Source organism: Paenibacillus sp. S29 (assembly GCF_049319765.1).
Taxonomy (GTDB): Bacteria; Bacillota; Bacilli; order Paenibacillales; family Paenibacillaceae; genus Paenibacillus; species Paenibacillus polymyxa_B.
The window spans coordinates 1-21,781 of sequence record NZ_JBMOUI010000023.1 but is presented as its reverse complement, the minus strand read 5'-3'; the positions used below and the strand labels follow the sequence as shown (position 1 = coordinate 21,781).

General features: G+C 44.9%; 24 protein-coding genes. 23 read left to right on the top strand and 1 reads right to left on the bottom strand.

Features of this window, described 5'->3' with window-relative positions; translation table 11 throughout:
• Positions 1 to 33: 33 nt before the first annotated feature.
• The 16 genes from ACL9RM_RS24945 (at position 34) to ACL9RM_RS24870 (ending at position 12,666) form a co-directional block, all read left to right on the top strand.
• Positions 34 to 2,151, top strand: a complete 2,118-nt coding sequence (locus ACL9RM_RS24945; protein WP_414126613.1) for a hypothetical protein — start codon at positions 34 to 36, stop codon at positions 2,149 to 2,151.
• A gap of 11 nt (positions 2,152 to 2,162) precedes the next feature.
• Positions 2,163 to 2,315, top strand: coding sequence for a hypothetical protein (locus ACL9RM_RS24940; RefSeq protein WP_422759416.1), 153 nt, complete (start codon positions 2,163 to 2,165; stop codon positions 2,313 to 2,315).
• 89 nt (positions 2,316 to 2,404) lie between these two features.
• Entirely contained in the window at positions 2,405 to 3,361 is a 957-nt protein-coding gene (locus ACL9RM_RS24935; protein WP_414126612.1) for a hypothetical protein, read from the top strand.
• 11 nt (positions 3,362 to 3,372) lie between these two features.
• On the top strand, positions 3,373 to 3,783 hold the full coding sequence (locus tag ACL9RM_RS24930; protein ID WP_414126611.1) for a hypothetical protein: 411 nt from the start codon (positions 3,373 to 3,375) through the stop codon (positions 3,781 to 3,783).
• A gap of 20 nt (positions 3,784 to 3,803) precedes the next feature.
• On the top strand, positions 3,804 to 4,766 hold the full coding sequence (locus ACL9RM_RS24925) for a phage head protein (protein ID WP_414126610.1): 963 nt from the start codon (positions 3,804 to 3,806) through the stop codon (positions 4,764 to 4,766).
• 12 nt (positions 4,767 to 4,778) lie between these two features.
• Positions 4,779 to 5,108: a hypothetical protein gene (locus ACL9RM_RS24920; RefSeq protein ID WP_007428663.1), complete on the top strand. Its 330-nt coding sequence runs from the start codon at positions 4,779 to 4,781 to the stop codon at positions 5,106 to 5,108.
• Positions 5,105 to 5,293, top strand: a complete 189-nt coding sequence (locus ACL9RM_RS24915) for a hypothetical protein (protein ID WP_414126609.1) — start codon at positions 5,105 to 5,107, stop codon at positions 5,291 to 5,293. Before ACL9RM_RS24920 ends, ACL9RM_RS24915 begins: the two co-directional genes overlap by 4 nt.
• Positions 5,294 to 5,328: 35 nt before the next feature.
• Positions 5,329 to 5,490: a hypothetical protein gene (locus tag ACL9RM_RS24910; protein ID WP_414126608.1), complete on the top strand. Its 162-nt coding sequence runs from the start codon at positions 5,329 to 5,331 to the stop codon at positions 5,488 to 5,490.
• Positions 5,447 to 5,704, top strand: a complete 258-nt coding sequence (locus tag ACL9RM_RS24905; RefSeq protein ID WP_414126607.1) for a spike base protein, RCAP_Rcc01079 family — start codon at positions 5,447 to 5,449, stop codon at positions 5,702 to 5,704. The genes ACL9RM_RS24910 and ACL9RM_RS24905 overlap by 44 nt, the downstream gene beginning before the upstream one ends.
• Positions 5,705 to 5,717: 13 nt before the next feature.
• Positions 5,718 to 6,329: a hypothetical protein gene (locus ACL9RM_RS24900; protein WP_414126606.1), complete on the top strand. Its 612-nt coding sequence runs from the start codon at positions 5,718 to 5,720 to the stop codon at positions 6,327 to 6,329.
• 1 nt (position 6,330) lies between these two features.
• Complete coding sequence (locus ACL9RM_RS24895) at positions 6,331 to 7,632, top strand: hypothetical protein (protein ID WP_414126605.1); 1,302 nt, start codon at positions 6,331 to 6,333, stop codon at positions 7,630 to 7,632.
• Between the two features lie 17 nt (positions 7,633 to 7,649).
• Positions 7,650 to 9,413, top strand: a complete 1,764-nt coding sequence (locus ACL9RM_RS24890; RefSeq protein ID WP_414126653.1) for a glycosyl hydrolase family 28-related protein — start codon at positions 7,650 to 7,652, stop codon at positions 9,411 to 9,413.
• A 120-nt stretch (positions 9,414 to 9,533) separates the two neighbouring features.
• Positions 9,534 to 9,983: a hypothetical protein gene (locus tag ACL9RM_RS24885; RefSeq protein ID WP_422759415.1), complete on the top strand. Its 450-nt coding sequence runs from the start codon at positions 9,534 to 9,536 to the stop codon at positions 9,981 to 9,983.
• Positions 9,983 to 11,386 carry a hypothetical protein gene (locus tag ACL9RM_RS24880; RefSeq protein ID WP_414126603.1) on the top strand — a complete coding sequence of 468 codons (1,404 nt, stop codon included), beginning with the start codon at positions 9,983 to 9,985 and terminating at the stop codon, positions 11,384 to 11,386. The genes ACL9RM_RS24885 and ACL9RM_RS24880 overlap by 1 nt, the downstream gene beginning before the upstream one ends.
• A gap of 11 nt (positions 11,387 to 11,397) precedes the next feature.
• Positions 11,398 to 12,066, top strand: coding sequence for a hypothetical protein (locus tag ACL9RM_RS24875; RefSeq protein ID WP_414126602.1), 669 nt, complete (start codon positions 11,398 to 11,400; stop codon positions 12,064 to 12,066).
• 51 nt (positions 12,067 to 12,117) lie between these two features.
• The gene (locus tag ACL9RM_RS24870; RefSeq protein ID WP_414126601.1) at positions 12,118 to 12,666 is read left to right on the top strand and encodes a hypothetical protein; all 549 of its coding nucleotides are present in this window, start codon (positions 12,118 to 12,120) and stop codon (positions 12,664 to 12,666) included.
• Between the two features lie 171 nt (positions 12,667 to 12,837).
• On the opposite strand, the gene ACL9RM_RS24865 is transcribed toward ACL9RM_RS24870, so the two are convergent.
• The gene (locus tag ACL9RM_RS24865; protein WP_414126600.1) at positions 12,838 to 13,089 is read right to left on the bottom strand and encodes a hypothetical protein; all 252 of its coding nucleotides are present in this window, start codon (positions 13,087 to 13,089) and stop codon (positions 12,838 to 12,840) included.
• A gap of 261 nt (positions 13,090 to 13,350) precedes the next feature.
• Between ACL9RM_RS24865 and ACL9RM_RS24860 the strand changes: the two genes are divergently transcribed.
• From ACL9RM_RS24860 to ACL9RM_RS24830, 7 genes are all read left to right on the top strand, one after another.
• Positions 13,351 to 14,775 carry a hypothetical protein gene (locus ACL9RM_RS24860; RefSeq protein ID WP_414126599.1) on the top strand — a complete coding sequence of 475 codons (1,425 nt, stop codon included), beginning with the start codon at positions 13,351 to 13,353 and terminating at the stop codon, positions 14,773 to 14,775.
• Positions 14,742 to 15,374 carry a hypothetical protein gene (locus ACL9RM_RS24855; RefSeq protein ID WP_235307798.1) on the top strand — a complete coding sequence of 211 codons (633 nt, stop codon included), beginning with the start codon at positions 14,742 to 14,744 and terminating at the stop codon, positions 15,372 to 15,374. Before ACL9RM_RS24860 ends, ACL9RM_RS24855 begins: the two co-directional genes overlap by 34 nt.
• An 11-nt stretch (positions 15,375 to 15,385) precedes the next feature.
• Complete coding sequence (locus ACL9RM_RS24850; protein ID WP_414126598.1) at positions 15,386 to 19,552, top strand: LPD38 domain-containing protein; 4,167 nt, start codon at positions 15,386 to 15,388, stop codon at positions 19,550 to 19,552.
• Between the two features lie 98 nt (positions 19,553 to 19,650).
• A complete protein-coding gene (locus tag ACL9RM_RS24845) occupies positions 19,651 to 19,992 on the top strand; it encodes a hypothetical protein (protein WP_414126597.1) in 342 nt (113 codons plus the stop codon).
• Positions 19,949 to 21,013 carry an N-acetylmuramoyl-L-alanine amidase gene (locus ACL9RM_RS24840; protein ID WP_422759414.1) on the top strand — a complete coding sequence of 355 codons (1,065 nt, stop codon included), beginning with the start codon at positions 19,949 to 19,951 and terminating at the stop codon, positions 21,011 to 21,013. Before ACL9RM_RS24845 ends, ACL9RM_RS24840 begins: the two co-directional genes overlap by 44 nt.
• Positions 21,014 to 21,033: 20 nt before the next feature.
• Complete coding sequence (locus tag ACL9RM_RS24835) at positions 21,034 to 21,399, top strand: phage holin, LLH family (protein ID WP_414126595.1); 366 nt, start codon at positions 21,034 to 21,036, stop codon at positions 21,397 to 21,399.
• A 46-nt stretch (positions 21,400 to 21,445) separates the two neighbouring features.
• Positions 21,446 to 21,619 (top strand): hypothetical protein, encoded by a 174-nt coding sequence (locus tag ACL9RM_RS24830; RefSeq protein WP_235307802.1) that lies wholly within the window; start codon positions 21,446 to 21,448, stop codon positions 21,617 to 21,619.
• Positions 21,620 to 21,781: the final 162 nt, after the last annotated feature.

Here is a 21,781-nt window from a genome sequence, read left to right as displayed (position 1 = left end):
GCTTTTTATTTTGCGTGAAAGGGGTGATACACAGTGTCAACTGTACTAGAAAAAGCGAAGAATAAATTCGCTGGGATATTCGGTGTTGAAGACGATAAGCCCTCTGTAGAGCCTATCAATACACCACAGCAACAACAGATTGTGGCAATGGTGCAGAGGGATTTTGATGAGGCTCGTTCTGCAAGACAGAGTGTCGAGGGACATTGGGAAGAAGAACAGCGTTTCTACATGGGAGATCACTGGCGCGGGTTACGATCTGAAGCTGTCTCGCGCAAACGTCCTAATAGCGTAGACAACATCATCTACAGCCAAGTTGAGTCTATTGTCGGCAAACTTACTGGTTGGGCACCTTATCCTGATTTCCAAGCACAGGAGGAAGGTGACGAGCAGAAAGCATCTGACTTGAACGACTACATGCCTTATGAACTAAGGCAGATTAAGTTCAAACAGAAGTATATCCGGGCGATTCGACGCATGGTCATTCACGGTCCACTTATATTTAAAACCATCTTTGATCCGACAGTAGAGGGTGGAAGAGGGCAAAACAGATTTGTAGGTCAGAACGATATTATTCCTGTTGATCTGGCTACGTTTTTTCCTGATCCGCGCATAAAAGATTTTATCAATTTGCAGGAAATGGGCGCCATTATTATCAAGTCTAGAAAGCCGCTGGAATATTTCAAAGAACGGTTCCCTTTACAGGGGGGAAAGGTTGAATCTGACGAAAACACAGATGATATTGAAATATTCAACCACACAGGTGTGAGTAGTGAGGGATTTAATCGAGACAATGGAGCCAGTTACGGAACTGGAGTGAAAAAATCCCAAACCGCTGGACTGTTGGAATACTGGTATCGTGGTCTACCTAAGATGATGAGTAACGATGATAAAGAGTTATTCCGTGAACAGGCAGAAACGAAACTAAGCGAGGGCAAAGACCCTTCAGAGGATTATGCCAAAGCAGAAGGAAATATGGAGGGTGTACATTGCATCTACATTAGCTCAAATGGTGTATTCCTTGAGCATAAGTCCTATTTTTACGATCATGGCAAATATCCATTTACAGCCCGTACCCTTTACCCTTCTGAGCAAGATGCATGGGGCAAAGGTTTTGTCCGGGATATGATCAAACCTCAAATCATGCTTAATAAGTTTGCTGAACTCGCAGTTTCTACTATGGCTAAGCAGGGCGGCAGCGGCATGATGTACGAGGAAGGCGCTATTACTAAGCCAAACACTTGGAAGGAACAGAGATCAACTGAGGGTGCCATGCTTCCAACAGCTCCTGGCGCGATCTCTGGTAACAAGATTAGAGAACTGCAAGGCGTTAATGTTCCATCAACAGTCCTTAATATGCAGCAATATTATCTGGAGATGCTCCAGAAGCTGCCCGGACAGTTTGACAGTGCGAACGGTCAGGCAAGTAGTAATGTAACCAGTGGTGAGCAAGCCAAGTCACTCATGGCTGCTGCAAGTACACGTCTTAACACGGTGACTGACACGATAGAGGAAGCCTTGCAAGACGTGTTTGAGCAGTACATTGAGCTTATGGCGCAGTTCTACACCACGGAGCGTGTAGCGCGTGTAACGGGGCGTTCAGTCAGCGTTAGTAGGGATTCTCTTGTATCTCAGGCGCCGTCACAGTATGACACAGGCAACACTGCTATTGATCCAACGACAGGCGAGGAAGTGCCTGAAATTCATGATGTAGCCGAGGAGTATGTACCTGCATTCGACATACTGGTTAATATCAGTGCTGATAAACCACAGGATAGAGAATATTACATCCAAATGGCGTTTAATATGCTGCAAATGGTAGACCCAGTCACACAACTTCCGATGATTGATGGTGAGGCTGTTCGTTACACCATTGATAATGGTCGCATGGAGTCAATGGATGTAATTAATCGTCGTGTGCAAGAAGAATCCGGTATGCAACAGCAGATACAACAAATGCAAGAACAGTTTGGTCAGTTGCAGCAGCAGAACCAGCAAATGCAGCAACAGCTTGGTGAGTTGACTGGACAAAAGCAGATGCAGGAGCAGCAAGACCGGGAGTTCAACCAGAACCTACAGCAACAGAAACTGGACATTGAAGCCAGTAAGGTAGCTGGTGGGCTGATGAATCAGATGGGCGGGGGTGTAGCGTGAATGCCCCTACAATGACCAAACAAATCATTATTGAGTTTGATGTACTTACAGGTGATGTGGACTATAAGAATCCAGACCAACTAACTTATATAGAAGCTTTGGGCATGATCGAATTTGCCAAGATGATGATCATGGGTCGTTATATTGAAGAAACAAACGAATAATGCAGGCCGTTCCCAGTCGTGGGGCGGCCTTTTATATTGCTTATCTCTGCTGCCAGCCATAGCAGCTTATCCGATAGGAGGCAACACAAATGGAAGGAAATGAACATGAACAAATCACCAGCCATAGTGAGGACGTTCAAACCACGGAAACACCAGATACACCGGACGTCGATATCAACGCAGCTTTGAGGGAATTCGGCATCATTAAGGATGAACCAATGGGCGAAGATCAAGACGAACCGGAGCAAGACGAAGAACTTGAGCCAGAGGACGAGCCGCCAGCCATAGCGGACGAACCCAAGAAGCTCAGAGTCAAAGTTAACAAAGAAGAGATTGAAGTCGATGATGACCAAATCCCTGAGCTAGTACAGAAGGGTTTCGGCCTGGACAAGGAGCGCCAACGTAGAACCGAAGCTGAACAAGCCTTGCAGCGAGCAGCCAAACTCGCCGGGTTTGAAACGGCAGACGAATACCTCGCCAACTTGGACAAAATCGAGCAACAGGCAATACAAAAAAAGCAGGATGATTTTGATCTACTTAAACAGCAATTGCGTGAGGATGCCGAAAGCGCTGGGATTGACCCCGATTACCTTGATCGGTACCTAGACGCTCACCCTTTGTTACAACAAGCTCGTGAAGTGGTTGAGCGTGAATCCAAGTCACAGGAGACACGCAAGCAGGAAGAACAGCAGGAACAGCTACTTAAAGGCTGGGAAGAACTGTTCAATCAGCACCCTGAGTTGGTCGAGAACGCGCCAGCCGAAGGAGAAAAACCGGAGTGGCTTACTGCGGAAATGGACGCACTCATTAAGCAGGGTTACAAGCCAGTACATGCTTATGAGGTGACCAACCGGGATAAATTCTTGGCTGCCGAACGTAAACGCACTGAGCAGGATGTTATCAAGAAGCAACGGTTAAATAAGCGGTCTCAAGTGGTAACGCAAGCATCAGCAGAAATGGAACCGGAAGTGCCGCAGGACTTGGCGAGTGCTTTTGCGGCCTTCAACCTTGATCCAAAAGCAGCAAAAAAATACGTAAAAAAGTGAGGTAAAAACATATGGCATTCAGTTGGGTATACAACGATTTTGGAGCGCCACAACGGCGTGTGAGTCACATTCTTGCAACGAATAGCGAAGCTTTTGTAAAAGGTGAAGCTGTAAAGCTTGCTAGTGGTCGATGGACTAAGGCTGGTAATGGTGATGCTGTAGCTGGTTTTGCAACTCAGAAACTAGATGCTGGCACAGACAAGGTTCTTGAAGTAGCCTTAGCGCGTGAAGGAGACTGGTACGATGCTCCTTACACTGGCACACCAGACGCTGGTTTTGTTGTTGGAGTAGGAACGGCTGATGTTTCTACAGATGGGCTATCCATCCTTTCCAGTGACATTACAGGCGGTGCTTTTGCTGTCGAAGAGATCAATACAAATACAAAAACTTGCCGCGTAAAAGTTAAAAATCGGCAGCTTTAATATAAGGGGGATATAAAATTATGGTACAAAGTGCATTGAGTTGGGATCAAAAAGTTCTGGAACCTGTGTTTAGGGAGTTGTACTCACAAGAGGTAAAGGGAATGAAAGACTATATTCCTGAAATGTTCGATGTTCAAAACTCAGACAAGGCAGTAGAGAGTATCGAAATGATTGGCGGAGAGGGATTAATGGAGGAATGGGGTCATTCTAACAAACAAGTCTACTACTCTGATATCAATGAACTCTGGCAGAAGTATTTCCGCCATGATAAATTTTCAGACGGTCGTCAAATTGACCGTGATTTCATCGACGATTTGAAATTGACCGCTATTAAAGATCGTATTAAATCACTGGCACAGTCGGTTTACTATACGCGTCAAACCATGGCGGCACAATGGTTTGTTAACGGCGATAAGACGACAGGAGCAGTTGATTACCGTGGTCGGACATATGATGCTTCTTTGCCTGATGGAAAGGCTTTGTTTGCCACCGACCATCCTTTGGCACCTGGAGACACAGGCCCAGGGCAATCTAACAAAGGCACTGATGCTCTGACAATTGATTCATTCGACGACACTGTAGTAGCTATGCAAGAATGGACGAACGACAGAGGGAATCTAATTCCGGTAATGGCAGACACACTTATTGTTGCGCCGTATAACAAACGTGCAGCCTTTCAAATTGCAGGAATCAGCGGTAAAGGTGAAGGCTATGAGCCAGGATCTGCTGACCACAACATCAATATCTATGAAGGCGACATCAAGGTAATTGTCAATCCGTTCTTTAGTAAAGGTAATAAAAAGGCTTGGATTGTTGCCGACGGTCGTCGTATGAAACGCTCTATGAAATGGTTTGATCGTCGGAAACCGGAAGAAAACAGTATGGTTGATTTTGATACAGAGATTGCAAAGTACAGCGTGATTATGCGTAAGTCTTCTGGTTGCATTGACTGGACATGGGGCTTCGGTCACTTCCCAGTATAAGGAGGGGTTAAATTGTCTAAAACACATTTTGATGCTATTGAGACTAACAGCCTGACAGTAGCGGGCCAACCCGTAGGAGGTTCGAATGTTATTGCAGCGACAGTAACGTTTGATCCTCCTTCCTTGGCCACGATGACCGGAGCGGTGTCGAGCGCAATTACCGTAACTGGCGCTGTCCTTGGCAGACGTGTAGAGGTATATCCTCCATACGATCTGCAAGGCGTGCAGGTGCAGGCTTATGTATCTGCTGCTAATGCCATTAAATTTTCCTTGTTCAACCCAACTGGTGCTACTATCGACTTGGCATCCGGTAGTTGGAAAGTAAAGGTGGTGGCACCGTGAGAAAAGATGTTGAATGGACCGTGAGCGGAGGCGGCAAGGGTGTAACGCCCAAGCACAAGTATGTTCCTCGCCTGAAGGTATCCGACGACTTCAACGACTCACAAAAGCAAATGGTTGAAACATATAATTCCATGCGTGATTGGATTGATAAGAACGGTGGAATGGAAACCAAGAAGGGGAGCTAATTGCTCCCTTTTTTTATGTATAGGAGGTACTTGTGATGTCGTACAGGATGGAGATTGACGCTTTAAACGCGCTGGTTAAGGAGCAGCAGCGAACGAATGAGCTGCTTGAAATCATAGTAAAGCAAACGAGAGGTGAAGATGATGAGCACGAGAATGTCAAGCCGACTAGATCCGCTACCCGTAAAACAAGCAAGTGATTACGTGTCTGTCACGCCAATCGATACAGCGGACTTGCCTGATGGTAAGTGTGTAGGTATTTACTGCGGTGTAGGTGGCGATGTGGCTGTTGTAAGCCCGTCAGGTAATGAGGTAACGATTAAGGCTGTACCAGCAGGCGTACCGTTATTTTTGCCTGCTAAAAAGATCAAAGCGACTGGGACGACAGCAACCAATATTTTAGCGCTGTACTAAGAGAGGTGCCACTATGCGCGTACAGGATGTAGTAGAGGAAATAGTCGAGAAGCTACCGGAGAACAAAATCCCAGTCGTGTCTATCTTGCGGAAGCTGACTAACGTAAGAGATATGCTGTTGCGTACACCAACCGCAGCACAGCAGCAATCAGAGGTAATCGAAGAAGCCATAGACACCGTTGTGGGCGAGGGCTTATATGATCTGCCATGCCCACCAGGAAACGTCACAGACGTCGATATACGCCGTGCAATCTACGATAATAGCGAAGGTCACGACGATAGCCGGGATTGGCACAGGATACCGCTCAGGCAGTTTAACGAACGCATGAAACATACCTATTACTACTTTGTAGCTGGTCAGATTGGTATATTTCCACCACCTAAGTATGCGAAGGCCTATGGCATTAAGATATTTTACACGCCCGTGTACCCGGAAATCACGGTGGCTGATCTGCAATCAACAACAGGCTTCGATCCAGATTGGGACATGTTGCTGGTTTACGGCGTGCTGCGCGATATAATGCCAGAAAACAACAACTTTGATGTGCGCTATCAGCAGCTACTTGCCGACTATCGCACGGCCACAAGTGGTTATGAGCGTTATGTAATAGAGGAGAGGTGGTAACGTGGCTAATCCTTATCCATGGAAACACGGGAATACAAGTGAAAATACAGCGGCAGAACTGGACCCGCGCTATGAAACACCGCTTGGCGCCCAGGAAAAAGCAGACAAAGCCGAGCAGAACGCTAAGACGTACACCGATGCCCTAGATGATCGTTTTAAGGATCATGCTGCCGATCAGACAGTCCATGTTACTCAGACAGACCATAACAAGCTAGACGGCATTGAGTGGGGTGCAGAGGTCAACCAAAACGCCTTTACCGTTATAAATGGAATCCCAGCTAATGCAAAGATGACTGAATTCAAGATACTACAGGGCATCGGCATACGGGTAACACAAGATCCGGACGACAGAGCAATCACCGTAACGGCAACTGGGCCAGTAGATATTGACCCTATCCCATTAAGCAAGGTATACGATGCTGGTAACTCTGCTTACTTGGACGCTGGCACAGCAGCCGGAAACGTACCTGTGCTCGATGAAAACGGCAAGCTAGATGCTGTTGTTGTGCCAGCTATAGCGGTCACCGATACGTTTTTGGTAGCTACTCAAGCCGATATGTTGGCTCTTGTAGCCGAAACGGGTGATGTGGCTGTCAGGACTGACCTTAGCAAGTCTTATATTCTCAAGGGTACTGACCCTACGTTATTAGCCAACTGGCAGGAGTTGCTTACTCCTATGTCACCTGTGCAGAGTGTAGCCGGGAAAACTGGCGTCGTGACGCTAACTAAGGCTGATGTAGGACTAAGCAACGTAACCAATGAGAGCAAGGCTACCATGTTTACCAGTCCAGCACTTACAGGTACACCAACGGCTCCTACAGCTGCGGCGGCAACCAACAATACTCAGGTAGCAACAACGGGTTATGTAAAGCAACAAGGCTATCTAACGTGGGCTGATTTCCCGTTTACGTACCTTCGTAGCGGTCTACTAACCTTGCCAGCGAGTCCGACCGTACTGGATGTGCCAATAACCTCAGTGGTAGAGGATAGCTACAGCATGCGCAGCGGTAGCACCGTAGTAATCCCGTTAGATGGCTGGTATAGCATTAACCTACTTGCTACTGTGCAGGATTTGCCAGCGACGAACCGCTTAGATCTGACAATAAATCAAAATGGCACGATGCTGACGAGCCGCCAAGTAGTTGGGTTTGGAGCTGGCGCAGTTACGTTTCTGGGATTTGAAGAACAACGATACTTGGCTGCAACGGATGTAATTACGTTTAAAGCATCGCAGTCAGGTGCAGGAACATACAGCTTGTACAACGTGCATATAAGACTTACACGGCTAGGACGTAGGCCGTAAAGGGGTGAATGATATTGGTGCTACCATGGCGTCCTAACACAACACAGGATATTGGTTCACAGCTTAATCCAAGGTACGAAACCCCAATGGGTGCGCAGGAGAAGGCAGATAAAGCCGAAGAAAACGCGAAGAAATATGCTGACGACAATTTTGCTAAGAATGCATTTAAAACGATAGAAGTACCTGGGAAGCTCCCGGTAGTGGCTGATGATAAGGAAGATACATTAACCCTTGAGGCCCGCACAGGTATAGCCATTACAACGAATCCAGAGGAAGACAAATTAATCTTCACGGCTACCGGAGAAGCAATCCCCGGCTTGCATGGATCGTCTCATTTGAGCGATGGAGCTGACCCTATACCAAATTCAACGCTGACTGTGAGCGGCCTGATGAGTCCGCAACAGGTATCAGACTTGAATGATTGGGTCGCAAACAAAAACACTTTTGTCAAAAAAGGCACATACTCGCTTAACGTTAAGGACTATGGGGCCAAGGGTGATGGTGTCACTAACGACACCGCGGCGATTCAGGCTGCGATAGATGCGCTGAAACTGGTAGGCGGATATATATTTTTCCCGGCCGGGCGTTACTACGCTGGTGAGCTCACCCTATACAACGGTATATCTCTGATGGGCGTTAACCAGACGTGGGACTACGAGTATGACCTGGGACCATCACGTATTATCGCTAAGATTGGCGACGAGTTTTTATTTAGGGCTAATGGTGCCAGTCACATCGGGATACACAATCTTACTCTTGTAGGTCAAAGCCGGGTGACTAACGGTATCGACGGATCGGTAAGACTGCTCCAGGTAACCAATTGCCAATGGGCAGGATTTAACACTGCAATAGGTTTTGACCTTGGCGGTACACAGGGGCAGCAGTGGCAGATCAATAGCAACGCTATCTTTAACGCCAATGTTGGGATTAACCTGCTCTATGACTCCAAAGTGTTTGATAATTTTATCTACACTTGCAAGATAGGAATGGTATACAACGGGTCGGCGTGCAACATTGTAAACAACAAAATAGAGTACAATGACATGCACATATCGCTGACTGGCACACAGCGTTCTACGTTTGTGGGCAATGTTTTTGACCGAGGCGAGAACGAAGGCATCTACATGAATAACACAAGGGATTTAGCCTTTGTCGGAAATGTAATGATGGCTTCCGGTTATTCCAATGTAAACGACTGGCAACAAACACACTTACGGATGATAAATTGTGAAGATATCGTATTCAGTGGCAACGTGTTTACGATGGATTACTGGGAGGGTAATGCGAAACCTACGCACCTTGTGACGGGATCAGGTAGTAAAAACATTAACTTTACCGGGTGTAACCTGGATAAGGCTTCATTTGGATCGTTATTGACTGGAGCATCAGACATTTCGGTAGTCAATAACCTTGGGACGTACAAGCGCCAAAAGGCCACACTTACGTATGGTGTAGAGCACACTTTTGATTTTTGGACAGACTCGCTAATTGACAACAGCAAGAAGACACACACCTTCACAATCACCATGAAAGACACCTCAACAGATATCATTTCTGTCAGTCGTGTGTTTTTGGTGGTTATTAGGGACTTTGCTGATGCTCATTTTCAACAGGGCAATATTACCGATGTGATCGGCACATCCAACATCGGACCAGCAGCCAAGCTCAACATTTCCCGTTGGGGTGTGAGCAGCGAAGGCGCTAAGATCTCTCTTACTTTAATCAACGTGGTTAACACTAATAATGCATTTGAAGTCACAGTCGAAGTCGCAAAATCGTAGGGTGATAACATGAAAATAAATGAGATTATCCAAGAAGTAGATTTACTGGTACCCAATGCAGTCGACACAGCAGATAAGTTGATCTGGCTTAATGCAATTAATCAGGACTTTTTCAACGTGGTGAAGATACCAGTCTTTGATTCGTTTACATCAGTCCTGGATCAAAGCCAGTATACTTTATCTGCTAATGTCCGCTTTAAAAATATAGATTACGTGATGTGCGGTGTGGTCAAGTATCACGTACTATCATCAGACGCACCTAATCCTTTACAGAATACGTTTAGATTCGACGATGGAACGAAAGTATTAACCCTATCGCCTCCACCGTATACAGTAGGTTTAGGAGGTCTGGTGAGGTACAGTAGGATTGGCACCACAACCTATACAAGCAGCAACTTAACCATAGAGCCGGATGCGCCAGCAGAGTATCACTGGACGTATATCCCGGCTCTTGCTGCATACATCGCTCATAGTATGGATGATTCCGTTAAGGCTTCAAATTACGAGAATCAATACAAAGCGGCGTGGAATGTAGCATCACAGAACTACCAGAAAGCGGTGGTGACTTGATGGCAATCCAATATCAACAAGCCAATTACCAACCGCTACCCGGTATACAGCAAGCAATTACAGTACGAGAGTGGAAAGGGTTGAGCAGTTTCGACCCTCTCTCTATTGCAGATAACCTGTTCACCAGCATCAGCAACTTTGTATTGGACGAATACCCAGTCATAGCAACCAGGCGCGGTTACAGCGTACTTGGCAGTACGATAAGTACGTCAGTGCTCGGTCTGGGAGTCTGGAAAAACCAGCAGCTGCATGCGGTATTCGGGGACGGTACATGGCGAGTGTTTAACAATAATACTTGGCAAACGCTAGCTTCCGGACTGGATACCTCGGCCCGATGGTCATTTACGAACTTCCAAGGCAACTGGTCAGAAATCCATTTAGTAGGAGCCAACGGAGTAGATCCAATCAAGCATTATGACGGTACTGCAGTAGCTGATTTAACCGGAGCACCAGCCAAAGGTAACTATATTACCACCTACCAAAATAGGTTGTGGTGTGCTGTAGGCAAGGAGATTAAATCATGTGCATTGGATCAACCAGAAAAGTGGGAGCTATACAACGGTGATGACGAGGATAGCTACGGCAAGGAAATGGAATCCATGGCAGGGGAAACCGTGAATATGCTGTCCGGTAGCTTAACCAAGCTTACAATCGGCATGCCTAACAGTCTCCATGAGATGTACGGCGGTGTCCCATCGGACTTTACCACTAAGATGGTGGCTGACCGTATCGGCGTGCGTAACAATCAAAGCGTAATCACGCAGGACGGTGTTATTTACTTTGCCAACTTAAATGGTGTCTATCAATATACTGGTGGTATCTTACCTGATAAATCGTTTAGCGAGGTCGTTAAGGGCTTTATAAACGGTGTCAACAGCACAAGCTGTGCAGGGACAGACGGTAAAACATTATTCTTTTCCACTCACCAAAACGACATACTAAATTATGACCCACGCATCCAAGCTTGGACGATGTTTAATGATATCGACCCACTGTGCTTTGCAGAGATGAGCGGCAACCTCTATGTAGGTGATAGCAAGGGCAGAGTGCTACAACTATTCTCAAGTTCTAAAGATGGCACACAGGACGTTAAATGGTCACTTATTACGAAGCCGTTTAACAATAGCTCAATCGCCCAAAAGCTGAGGATGTACAAGCTATGGGCTGTCGTGGATTTGCTATCTAACAGCTCAGTAAAGATATCGCTGTCACCATCTATTAACGGCAACGATTGGGTACAGGTTGGTGAGATTGCACCAGCTGCTGACCTTATTAAGCATCGGGTAATCATACCTACCGCGAAGATGGCGAATGAAAATTATATACGCATCAAATTTGAGGGTACAGGCTATTTTAAGCTGCACGAACTTACGCGACAACAACGTGAGTTGCCGCTCTATTAGGAGGTATATTCATGGCAATGTTTCAGGCTCCACAGGTAGTAGCGCAGACCAGTCATGACCAATTGTTGGATTTGTTTGCGAGAGTTGTTAAAGAATTAGAGTTCATCGTCAACGGCGCTATAGATAGTAAAAACGTCCGTGAGATTGGCGGCTACAACGTCAATAAAACCGAGCTACAATCCAAAGACGGTGCTGTAGGCTTATCTAGCGCACGAACGGATGAAGATGACCTACGTATATGGGCTGGTGACCCGGACCGAGCCAAGGCAGCGTTTAAGGTGTTTGAGAGTGGCTTAGTTACGTTGACTAAGTTTTTGCTTAGTTCAACAGATGGAGCTTATCCTAAAATTGAAATGGGTAGTGAAGGAAATATATTAGCAGCTTTTTCTAGTGCCGATCATTACATTGCTATTGATCCTAACTATGCTGGAACACCTGCTTTAAAATGGATATTTAACGGAACTCCAAGAGGCGGTTTGAATGACGTGTCTGGTACGATGGAGTTATTTGGAGTAGGCGGTTTAGTTATCAATGTGACTGGTGGAGATTTAGACATGGCGGTCTCTGAAAAAGTAAACTTTGAAAACTGGAACAGATTGTATAATAGGAGCACTAGCAGGACTCTACAACAAGATTTATCAGAAATTTTTGATAGACTTGAAGCATTAGAAGGTTCATAATCCAGCAATGATGTGTTATATTGGTGAAAAATGGATCGAAGGAGACACATCATGAAGAAAATTGTCGCTGGTTTTTTAGCTGGAGCGCTATTTACAATAGGAGCAACATCGTTTGCGGATGAAATTGAAAGTTTGATAGGGAAAAAAGTTCAGAGCGAAACGTCCGTTTCAGTTAATGGAAAAGAACTTGATAAGGCAATTGTAGTAGAAGGAAAGAGTTATGCTCCTGTTCGCTCTATTGGTGAAGCGGCTGGATATACAGTCACAGTTGAAGGTAAAAATGTAGTGTTGAAAGATGGCACTAAAAAGGATGGTGCTGCAAAATTGAACACCGCAGAGGTAAAAGAAAAATATAGATTAGAAAAAATAGAAAGCTATAAAACTGCATTAGCTGAAAACAATAAGAAAGTTCAAGAATTAAAGGATTTTATTGCTGATAAAAAAGACAAAGCAGATAAAGCTACAACCGATAAGGAAAAGGCCGATTATTCGGAAATCATAAGTAGATATGAGCAGCAACTTGCTGATTATGAAAATACCGTTAAAGATATTGAAGCCAACTTAGCAAAGCTTCAAACAGTTGAAGAACCACAACAATAAAATAATGAGCAAAAGGATTCTCATACGAGGGTCCTTTTCTATTAGGAGGAATCAAAATGAAATCCGTAAGAGAATGGCTGATCTTCAAACTTGTTGGAGACCAGCCAGTAATCATGAACATTGATGTTTCCTTAAGGAAGCAATTCTATGAATTAAAGAAACCTATTTTAATTAAGAATGCTCTCTTGGAGTAGGATTGTTGGAAATGTTATATTTAGAGCAACGCGGACACTTAAATGCAAGATTTTGAACTTGCTTGAACTCAACTCCTCGAGCTAAGATATGGTCACAGAAACCGCAAGCAAACTTGTAGCTTCCTGATCCAACGACGAATGGGCGTTTGTCGTCATTGTTTGGTTTAACAAATACGGTGACTTTTCCATCTTGTGGTTCTGGTACGATTTTTAATTTTATCTTTTTCAATATCTTCACCTCCTCTCTAAATATATAATTTTAGTAGAGATTGAAAAATATGAATAGGAAAACTTTGGGATTCTCATACGAGAGTCCTTTTTTATTGCATTAGAATGGAGGTTCAATATGGCAACCACCAATAATTACGGTGTGCGACAGGCACTAAACAACAAGGGTGTTAAAAACAATCAAATAGGCTACAAAGATGGTTTCGTAACGGTGAACGGTAGAAACTTTCTTAAGCCGGGTTCTGTTACAAATGGTTCCGCAATGTCAACGCAACAAAACTTTAACAACGCCTGGCAGGGTATGACACCTACTAAGCCTGTAGCTGTGCCAACTGTAGCTAAGGCTTCACCTATGGTGCAAGCTGCAAACAATGTACGTAATAACACCACTACAACAGCGTATACGCCGCCTACGCCGCGGACAGAGCAGACATTAAGTGCTTTGTCAGGTTTAGCTAGTACGCAAGCTGCTCCACTTGCAGAGTTTAAATATGACGCTCAATCAGATCCAGCGTATCAATCTGCGCTTGCTGAAGCACGGGCTAACTTAGCAACAGAGCAGCGTAATACTAATGCTAGGTTACGGGCTACTGGTCAAGGTAGATCAAGTTGGTCTGATACTGTAGCCAATCAACTAGCCAACCGAAGTATGGAGAGTATCGCTAATACAACATTGCCGCAACTCATGCAGCAGGCATACACCAGACACATCGACAAGGCTAATTACGATAGAGACGCACGACAAAGTCAAATCAACAATCTAGTTAATCTGTATTCTAGCCAATATCAACAGGATGTTACTAAGCCTTTGGCCGAGGCACAGACTACAGGTAATTATCTGTCTGGAGAGGCACGAACAGCGATGAACAATATAATTGCTCTGAAGAATCAAGCTGAGGCTAAAGGTGTGACAGCGGAGCAAAGGAGCGGATATAGTTCGCAAGCCGATCAACTACGGATGCAATTGCAAGCAATGGGAATTGATCCAAGTCTTTATGGTGCCAATGTTAATGCTGGTCAGGCTGCCAAGAACGTCGGTGTAGGTACACGGACACTACAAGGACAGCAAGTAGACCAACAGCGGAAAGAGTCCAATCTTAATGCAGCCAATACTATTAGCCAAATGACCGGACGCGCTGTAACGCCTCAAGAGGACTGGCAAGGGCTTAACCGACAAGCCAATAATCCAAATACGCCGCTTACGTTGCAAGCCCAACAGCAGAATTTTAATAACGGTCTTGCTGCAAGACAACAAGAATTTAATGAAGGACAGCAAAGTTGGGAAAATGATTTCTCTACAGCTCAGTTTGGTAATACAGTGGATCAGCAGGCTCTACAAAATGCATGGTCGGCTTCTGACCAGCTTGGTTATGTAACAAGCGAATTGTCATCTTTAACAGGCATTCCACAGGGAATAAGAACGCTAGATGCGCGTCAATTCGAATATGGAGTAGAAAAAGATCGGACTGCTGCAAGTAAAGGTATGACGGCTGAAAGCTATGCGAAAGATTACTTGGATAGTCAAGTAATTAAATCTAAGGATGCTGATGGCAATGAATTCATTTCAAATAAACCGGATCTGGAAAGGTCCATACTTGCAGCTCCTTTGACTGAATATGAGCAATTTAAATTATATCAACGGTATGGACTTGCTTGGAATGGGCAGCCCCCAAAACAACAGCCGTAGGAGGGATTGGGACGCTCTCAAGTAAATATGAATCCAGTGGCAACCCCGGAACTGTAGCACATACACCCGGGGACATTGGGGGCGCTTCCTACGGCACATATCAGCTTGCCACAAATACAGGCAGTGTGAATTCGTTTGTGAATTACCTGAAAAATGTATCCCCAAGCATGTATCAGCAACTGGCTGGTAAGAAACCAGGAACGGCTGCTTTCGATTCTGCTTGGAAGAAAATAGCGGCATCTAATCCGAAACAGTTCAATGCTATGCAACATGAATATATGAGACAAGGCACTTTTGCTCCTGCTGTTTCAAAAATTGTTAAATCTACGGGCTTAGACGTTTCCAAACGATCTGAAGCCTTGCAGAGTGTACTTTGGTCTACAGCTACTCAACACGGTGTTGGGGGCGCTAATAAAGTTTTCAAGAACGCTGGTATATCTCCTAATATGTCAGACGCTGAAATTATCAGACGCATTTATACAGAGAGGGCAGCGAACAACGGTATGAAGTATTTCCCTAGTTCTTCCCCATCTGTACGTAGTGGAGTTGTGAAGCGGTTTAAATCAGAAGTGAATGACGCATTGGGTATGTTGAGATAGGAGGGTGAAACATGGCTGAATCATTTATACAGAAGAGAAAGCGCGAGTTAGGAATGGTTGCTGATTCCGCTCCTGCGAGTAATTCAAACTCCAATTCCAACTTAAGTTTTATACAGAAACGTAAAATGGAACTAGGCATGATAGAAGATACACGCGCTTCCCTACCAAGTGTGATAAAAAATGTTGCGACTTCGGATGTAACAAAAGACTTTGTAAATAAAGGTTTGAACTATGCAGGGCAAGAGATGCAACGTAAAGCAGCTAATCGTGAAAATAACCGTATTAAGTTGCCACCTTCACTCATTGTAGGACCTGGATTTATTGAGAATTCTACTTTTGCCCAAGCCACTCAGGGAAATCGGGACGCTATAGGCACATATAGAGCGGCAACTGGCAAGACAATCAAGCCATTGAGTGCATATGAACAATGGATGGAAGGCATAGATAAAGATGTAGAAAGATTCCCTGCAATCGCACCAGTGAAACCACTAGCACAGGGTATTGCTGGTCTTGTATTGGACAATAAGCCAGGGCAATTTACTACACGTACGTTTGGACAAATAGGTAGCGCTGTAACAGGCGATAAACCTTACTATGACGTTACAACAGGTAATGCGACAGCGGATAAAGTAGCCGATATCACTGGGGGTATTGGTGGTATCGCTGCATTAGCAATCAATCCTGCTGCTCCTGGTATCCAAGGACAGAATCTAATAACTGCCCCGCTAGAAGCTGCTGAAGGCGTACTTGCCACACGTGCCGGGAACGCTCTTACAAATACAATTAGCAGACAAGCCGCTAGAATCCCGGGAGTAAGTGCCGGGACAGCGGACCGCTTTACCCGTGGCGCTCTCAGTGGTGCAGCTGCTGGTGCTGTAGGAAATACTGCCATGGGTATTAATCAGGATCAAACGTCCGGACAGGAAATGCTGCATAACGCAGGTTTAGGGGCGGCTTTTGGAGCAGGCGGCGACTTGCTCATAAGAGGTGTTGGAGCTGGCATTGGCAGAGGAAGAACCAGAGGGGCAACTCCAACAGAGGATACACTCGCTCTACCTCTTGGTCGTGGTGACCAACGCATGGCGCAAGCTGGACAGCGCTCAAGCTTGGCGCGTGGAGATGATGCTATTGTAAACCCTACAGACTGGGCACCAGAACCATTGGGCCTTCCGGCTGGTCGCAATTCTACATTTGTCGGTGAGTCGTCATTGCCTGTCCAGCGTGTAGGTTCTCGGCCTGGATCAAGTCGTGAACCTGTCCAACGGGTGAGTGAATCGTCCATTAATCGTCAGCAAACATTTGATATAAATGATCCTGCTGTACCCAAGTATCTACGTGTACGGCAACAGAGGCTAGAAGCGGCTAATGCCAAAGCTAGTAATGCTGAATTACAACGAATAACACCAGAAATAGAAGCAGAGGAAATCGTCAGAACCATCCAACAACCGCGAGTCAGGGACCGGGTATACAACTACTTGGACCAAGCAGAAAAAGCTGCTAGAGAACGTATTAATAAGCGAAAAAACAATCTTAACTCCAACCCCCTTCCAGAATGGGGTGATCGCACCATTATTGGGGCTGCCAAGATGGGTAAAGGGACTATAAAGTTTGCTGACTGGACAGAAGAAATGGTAAAAGAGTTTGGCGAAAAGTTTCGTCCTCATGCAGAAAGTACCTACCGTGCTTCAAAAGAGGAGCTTCGAAAACAGGAGCGTCTAGCGACAAAAGAAGGCGATGATGCCGTAAGGTTCAATAGTCAGGATATCGGTGACGCTGACACATTTAGCGCGAAAATTAGTAAGGATGTCAACAAACGCAGGACATCGTTTTCACAGAAGATTGAAAGAATAAGAACGCAATTTGAGGATGATGTTCAGTCTTTGGCTGGCTTGGAGAAGCGCGTAACAGGACGCGTAGCAAGTGCAGAGAATAGTTTGTATAAGAAAGCTAGGTTATTTAAAGGTGCGCCAGAAAAAGCAAACCAGATCGTTAAACAACGTCTTGCGCCAGTTGTAACAGCGGCAGAAAAGGCGGGATATACAGCTGACGATATCGGAAAGTACGCACTTGCTGTACACGCTAAGGACGTTAACGCCGCTGGTTACAAATCAGGTTTTACGGATAAAGAGATTGCAGCAGTTATTCAAAAGTATGGTTCAGAAGAGATGGAAGCAGCACGTAAAGAGTTGGTACAAGTCGGTAAGGATATGATGAAAGAGCTTGTTGATAGTGGTGTAATCAGTAAAGAACTAGCTGATGTACTGGATAATCGGTGGAAGAATTATATACCTTTATTCCGTGCATTCGAAGATACCCCCGAGGCGTTTGCTGGTGGGTTATCAAAATCTCTTGCCAACGTTGCTAGTCCAATCAAGGCATTAAAAGGATCTGAAAAGAAAGTAGTCGATCCACTTGAAAATATGGTCCGTAATATCTTTCAAACGGTGAACGCATCTGAACGGAACAAAGTTGCTATGGAGATTTCGAAGCTCGCCAAAAAAGACGTGGATGAAAACTTTATCCGTCGTTTAGGTCCAGACGAACAAGTTGGACGGAAGAACGTGATTAATGTAAAAGAAAACGGTGAGAGCGTCAAGTATGAGGTAGAACCGGAAGTGTACCGAGCTTTGATGAACTTGGATAAAGAATCAGGAAATATGTTGATGAATATTTTATCTAAGCCTGCTTCTTTATTACGTGCTGGTGCCACACTCACTCCTGAATTTAGCTTGCGGAATCCAATGCGTGACATTCTGCAAGCTTATGTAGTGAGCAAAAGTGGATTTAATCCGATTACTGACTTTGGCGCAGGTTTAATCCAGTCCATTTCAAAGGGTAAACTGTATCAAGAGTGGATTGATAATCTTGGAGCATACGGTAACGTGCTATCTATGGATAGAAACATTCACCGCAAAGCGTTGGAATCGGTGTTGAAGGAGAAGCCGAGCAAGAAGATCGTAAACATTTTTACTGGTAAAGCCTTCATAAACATGCTAAGAACAATTACAGATGTAACGGAATCTGCAACAAAAGTAGGTGAGTATCGGGCTGCATTGCGGAAGGGTGTAAGCCCTCAAGAAGCGGCATATCGTTCACGTGATTTAATGGACTTCGCGCGTGCAGGTTCAGGTATTCGTCAAGCTAATAGAATTGTCGCTTTTCTTAATGCGAACATTCAAGGTAAATCAAAATTGGTTCGTGCAATTAAAGAAGATCCTATCGGTACAACCACCCGTATGATTGTGTCTACTACGCTACCAACTTTAGGAATATATGCATTGAATAGTCGATTCGCAAACGAGAAGCAAAAAGAAACTATAAGTGAATCTCCTGACTGGATGCGCGACACCTTTTGGCTTGTTGCTATTCCTGGCACTGATACAGTAGCCCGGATTCCCAAGCCATTTGATATAGCACCATTATTCGCTAATCTGCCAGAGCGCGCATTGGAATTCACGAAAGAAAATGACCCTGATGCATTTGATGGTTTTGTTAATCGCATGCTTGGTGATGCTGCACTACCTGCACAAATTACGGGTTTGTGGCCATTTATAGAGGGCATGTCCAATTACTCTTTCTTCCGACAAGGTCCAATTATTCCACAACGTGAACAAGGATTAGAATATAAAGATCAGTACGATCCAGTAAGAACTACTGAAACAGCAAGGTTTCTCGCTGGGGTAGTAAATAAAGCGACTGATGGAAAAGGAGCTTTCAAAAACTTCTCATCCCCACGTATTATGGATAGCACGATTCAGGGGCTTACTGCTGGTCTTGGTAATTATGCGACAACTGCTACAGATGCTATTCTCAAGAAGACTGGGTTAGTAGATCGTCCTAATCCACCAGAAAAAAGAATGGAACAATTGCCATTCGTAAAAGCATTTACAGTCGATCCGTTACAAAGTACCAAATCAATAGAAAAAATGTACGATACAAAAGAAAAGCTTTCTAGCCAAAAAGCTTCAGCCAATCTCAACGAAGAAGCCTTTACGCGAAACCGTGATCTCAAGGTATTGGAGAAAGCAACGAAAAAAATCAGCAAGATCAATGCAAGTATCCGGGATATTGAAGCTGACAAGACAATGAGTTCTGCTGAAAAACGAAGACAGATTGAACCGCTATTGTCAGAGAGAAATCAAATTGCTAGAACAACCATGCAAGGGTTTCCTAAATAATCGTTTACAATATGGAAACTGGTGGTAATGATTACTAACTACACACCTTATTAAGGACCCCGGGTTATCTGGCGGTCCTTTTCTTTATGGAGGTCATTATGGAGTATATAGAGCTGGATGATGATAGCCGCGAGTGTGCGGTATCTCCAGAGTTTTTGAATATGGTTTTATGGTTGCTCGGCCCGACAGCACGAGACAAGTTTCTATACCCGGCGGTGGACAGCAATGTACGACTTCATAATTTCAGCAGCAGAACAGATCATCAAGAATGGGCTTTCGCTGTCGACGGCAGCCGGAATAATATTTTTGATCCTGAAGCAAAAGAAAGTGAAAAGATTACTTCGGAAGTGGCTTCCTTGGCTGCTGACCGAGGAACAAGATATACGAATGATGCGGATGGAATCCAAGATAGATTTAATCATGCAGGAGGCCGGGATTGAATGGGATGCGAACACGCCAAACGAAGATTTGCCAAACTTTCTGAAGGGGCCAAGACGGCCCTTTTTATTATCCTGGGTGACGTTTACTTATGCCCAAGATGCCGACAAATCCAACAACTGGAGGGACAACGAGATGGGGAAAAAGACGATCGTAATTGACGCAGGACACGGAGCGAAGGACCCGGGAGCACTCGGGCCAACAGGTAAGAAGGAAAAGGATTTTAACCTGACTATGGCTATTAAGGTGGAAGCATTTTTAAAAGATAATCCTGAGCTAAAGGTGATTCTCACACGTGGTACAGACGTATTTCTGGAGCTTAAAGAGCGTGTATCCATCGCTAACAAAGCTGGTGCGGATGCCTTCGTATCCATCCATGCGAATAGCAGCAGCAATCCAGATGCAACAGGCACAGAGACGTACTATATGCGTCCTACCAGCAAGAACCTTGCTAACACTGTACACAAGCATATGGCAGCAGCTACAGGGCTTAGAGACCGCGGCGTAGCTTATGGTAACTTTCAGGTAATACGCTCTACCACAATGGATGCTGTACTGGTTGAAGTAGGCTTTATCAGCAACGCAGTGGAAGAAGCAACGCTCTTTGACAACGACTTTCAAAACAATGTTGCTCTGGCCATCGCAAAAGGCTTGTGTGCTCACGTAGGCGTGCCATTTACAGGACCAGATACAAAGCCAACACCTACGCCTACGCCAGTAACTCCTAAACCAGCAGAGACAGCGCCATACCCGACAATGGAGGTCATTGTAAGTGGTCAGGACTTTGTGGGTTACAGCATAAAAAATGTAACCTTTGTGCCATCCAGACCAATTGGCGAGATGCTTGGCGGTAAGATCGGCTATGCAGGCGGTAAAGTAACTATTAACGGCGACGCAGTAGAGACGGTAAACATCAACGGTATTGGTCATGTGCCAGCTCGTGCGCTAACTACAGCGCTTGGAGCACGTATTTTCTGGGACAAGACTAATCCGAAACGGGTAGATATTTTCCCTAAACTATAAAATAAGAGGAGTGACATATAATGAAGGAACAATTAATAGAAGCGGCTCAACCGTATGTGACCATTATTGTAATGGCGTTTTTTTCGCTTTTAGCTTCCATCGCCACAGGTGCAATAAAGAAAGCACAGAAGAAAGCTGAACAATACTATATGGCTAACACGTCAGTAAAGGACCGGGAATTATTTCATAAGGTTGGTGTTGAGGCTGTTGCCTATGCTGAATCTGTCTTCAAGGGTTCTGAGGGTGACAAAAAATTGCGAGAGGCTATTGACTATGTGATCGGAAAACTAAGAGTGATGGGTATCAATGTGACAGAACAGGAGATACGGGCCGTAATCGAAAAGGCTGTACAAGATTACAATGCGAATGCGAAAAAATCTGCTTGAGCCCTTCGGGGCTCTTTTTTGTTATACTTAATTTGGAGGTGAGAGGATGAACAGTGTTGTTGCTGAATATATGTATTTTGATGGGCCGCGCGAGAAAAGAAAGTCTATTGGTTTCCAGACAGAGCTTAATGACGAAACTGAGATCGAAGAGCAAGCCAAGAAAGAAGCTGCCGCTATTGTAGGGCAACCCGTTAAGATTATAAGAATCAAAATTGTATAAGAGGTACATACATGACGCTTGGACAAATGTTCAGGCGTTTTTAGTTTATCCACAAGAAAATCAATACCACATTATATTAGATGGATCTCTATACAATACAATGTGGTATTCATATGTAATAAGCGCTCATAAAAGAGCGCTATAAATTAATTATAAAGTACC

Excerpts from the sequence above, each read along its gene's own strand:
- ACL9RM_RS24840 (WP_422759414.1), top strand. The coding sequence starts at position 19,949 with ATGGAATCCAAGATAGATTTAATCATGCAGGAGGCCGGGATTGAATGG.
- ACL9RM_RS24910 (WP_414126608.1), top strand. The coding sequence starts at position 5,329 with ATGTCGTACAGGATGGAGATTGACGCTTTAAACGCGCTGGTTAAGGAG.
- ACL9RM_RS24870 (WP_414126601.1), top strand. The coding sequence starts at position 12,118 with ATGAAGAAAATTGTCGCTGGTTTTTTAGCTGGAGCGCTATTTACAATA.
- ACL9RM_RS24925 (WP_414126610.1), top strand. The coding sequence starts at position 3,804 with ATGGTACAAAGTGCATTGAGTTGGGATCAAAAAGTTCTGGAACCTGTG.
- ACL9RM_RS24930 (WP_414126611.1), top strand. The coding sequence starts at position 3,373 with ATGGCATTCAGTTGGGTATACAACGATTTTGGAGCGCCACAACGGCGT.
- ACL9RM_RS24875 (WP_414126602.1), top strand. The coding sequence starts at position 11,398 with ATGGCAATGTTTCAGGCTCCACAGGTAGTAGCGCAGACCAGTCATGAC.
- ACL9RM_RS24935 (WP_414126612.1), top strand. The coding sequence starts at position 2,405 with ATGGAAGGAAATGAACATGAACAAATCACCAGCCATAGTGAGGACGTT.
- ACL9RM_RS24860 (WP_414126599.1), top strand. The coding sequence starts at position 13,351 with ATGTCAACGCAACAAAACTTTAACAACGCCTGGCAGGGTATGACACCT.
- ACL9RM_RS24830 (WP_235307802.1), top strand. The coding sequence starts at position 21,446 with ATGAACAGTGTTGTTGCTGAATATATGTATTTTGATGGGCCGCGCGAG.
- ACL9RM_RS24880 (WP_414126603.1), top strand. The coding sequence starts at position 9,983 with ATGGCAATCCAATATCAACAAGCCAATTACCAACCGCTACCCGGTATA.
- ACL9RM_RS24845 (WP_414126597.1), top strand. The coding sequence starts at position 19,651 with ATGGAGTATATAGAGCTGGATGATGATAGCCGCGAGTGTGCGGTATCT.
- ACL9RM_RS24900 (WP_414126606.1), top strand. The coding sequence starts at position 5,718 with ATGCGCGTACAGGATGTAGTAGAGGAAATAGTCGAGAAGCTACCGGAG.
- ACL9RM_RS24850 (WP_414126598.1), top strand. The coding sequence starts at position 15,386 with ATGGCTGAATCATTTATACAGAAGAGAAAGCGCGAGTTAGGAATGGTT.
- ACL9RM_RS24940 (WP_422759416.1), top strand. The coding sequence starts at position 2,163 with ATGACCAAACAAATCATTATTGAGTTTGATGTACTTACAGGTGATGTG.
- ACL9RM_RS24905 (WP_414126607.1), top strand. The coding sequence starts at position 5,447 with ATGTCAAGCCGACTAGATCCGCTACCCGTAAAACAAGCAAGTGATTAC.
- ACL9RM_RS24835 (WP_414126595.1), top strand. The coding sequence starts at position 21,034 with ATGAAGGAACAATTAATAGAAGCGGCTCAACCGTATGTGACCATTATT.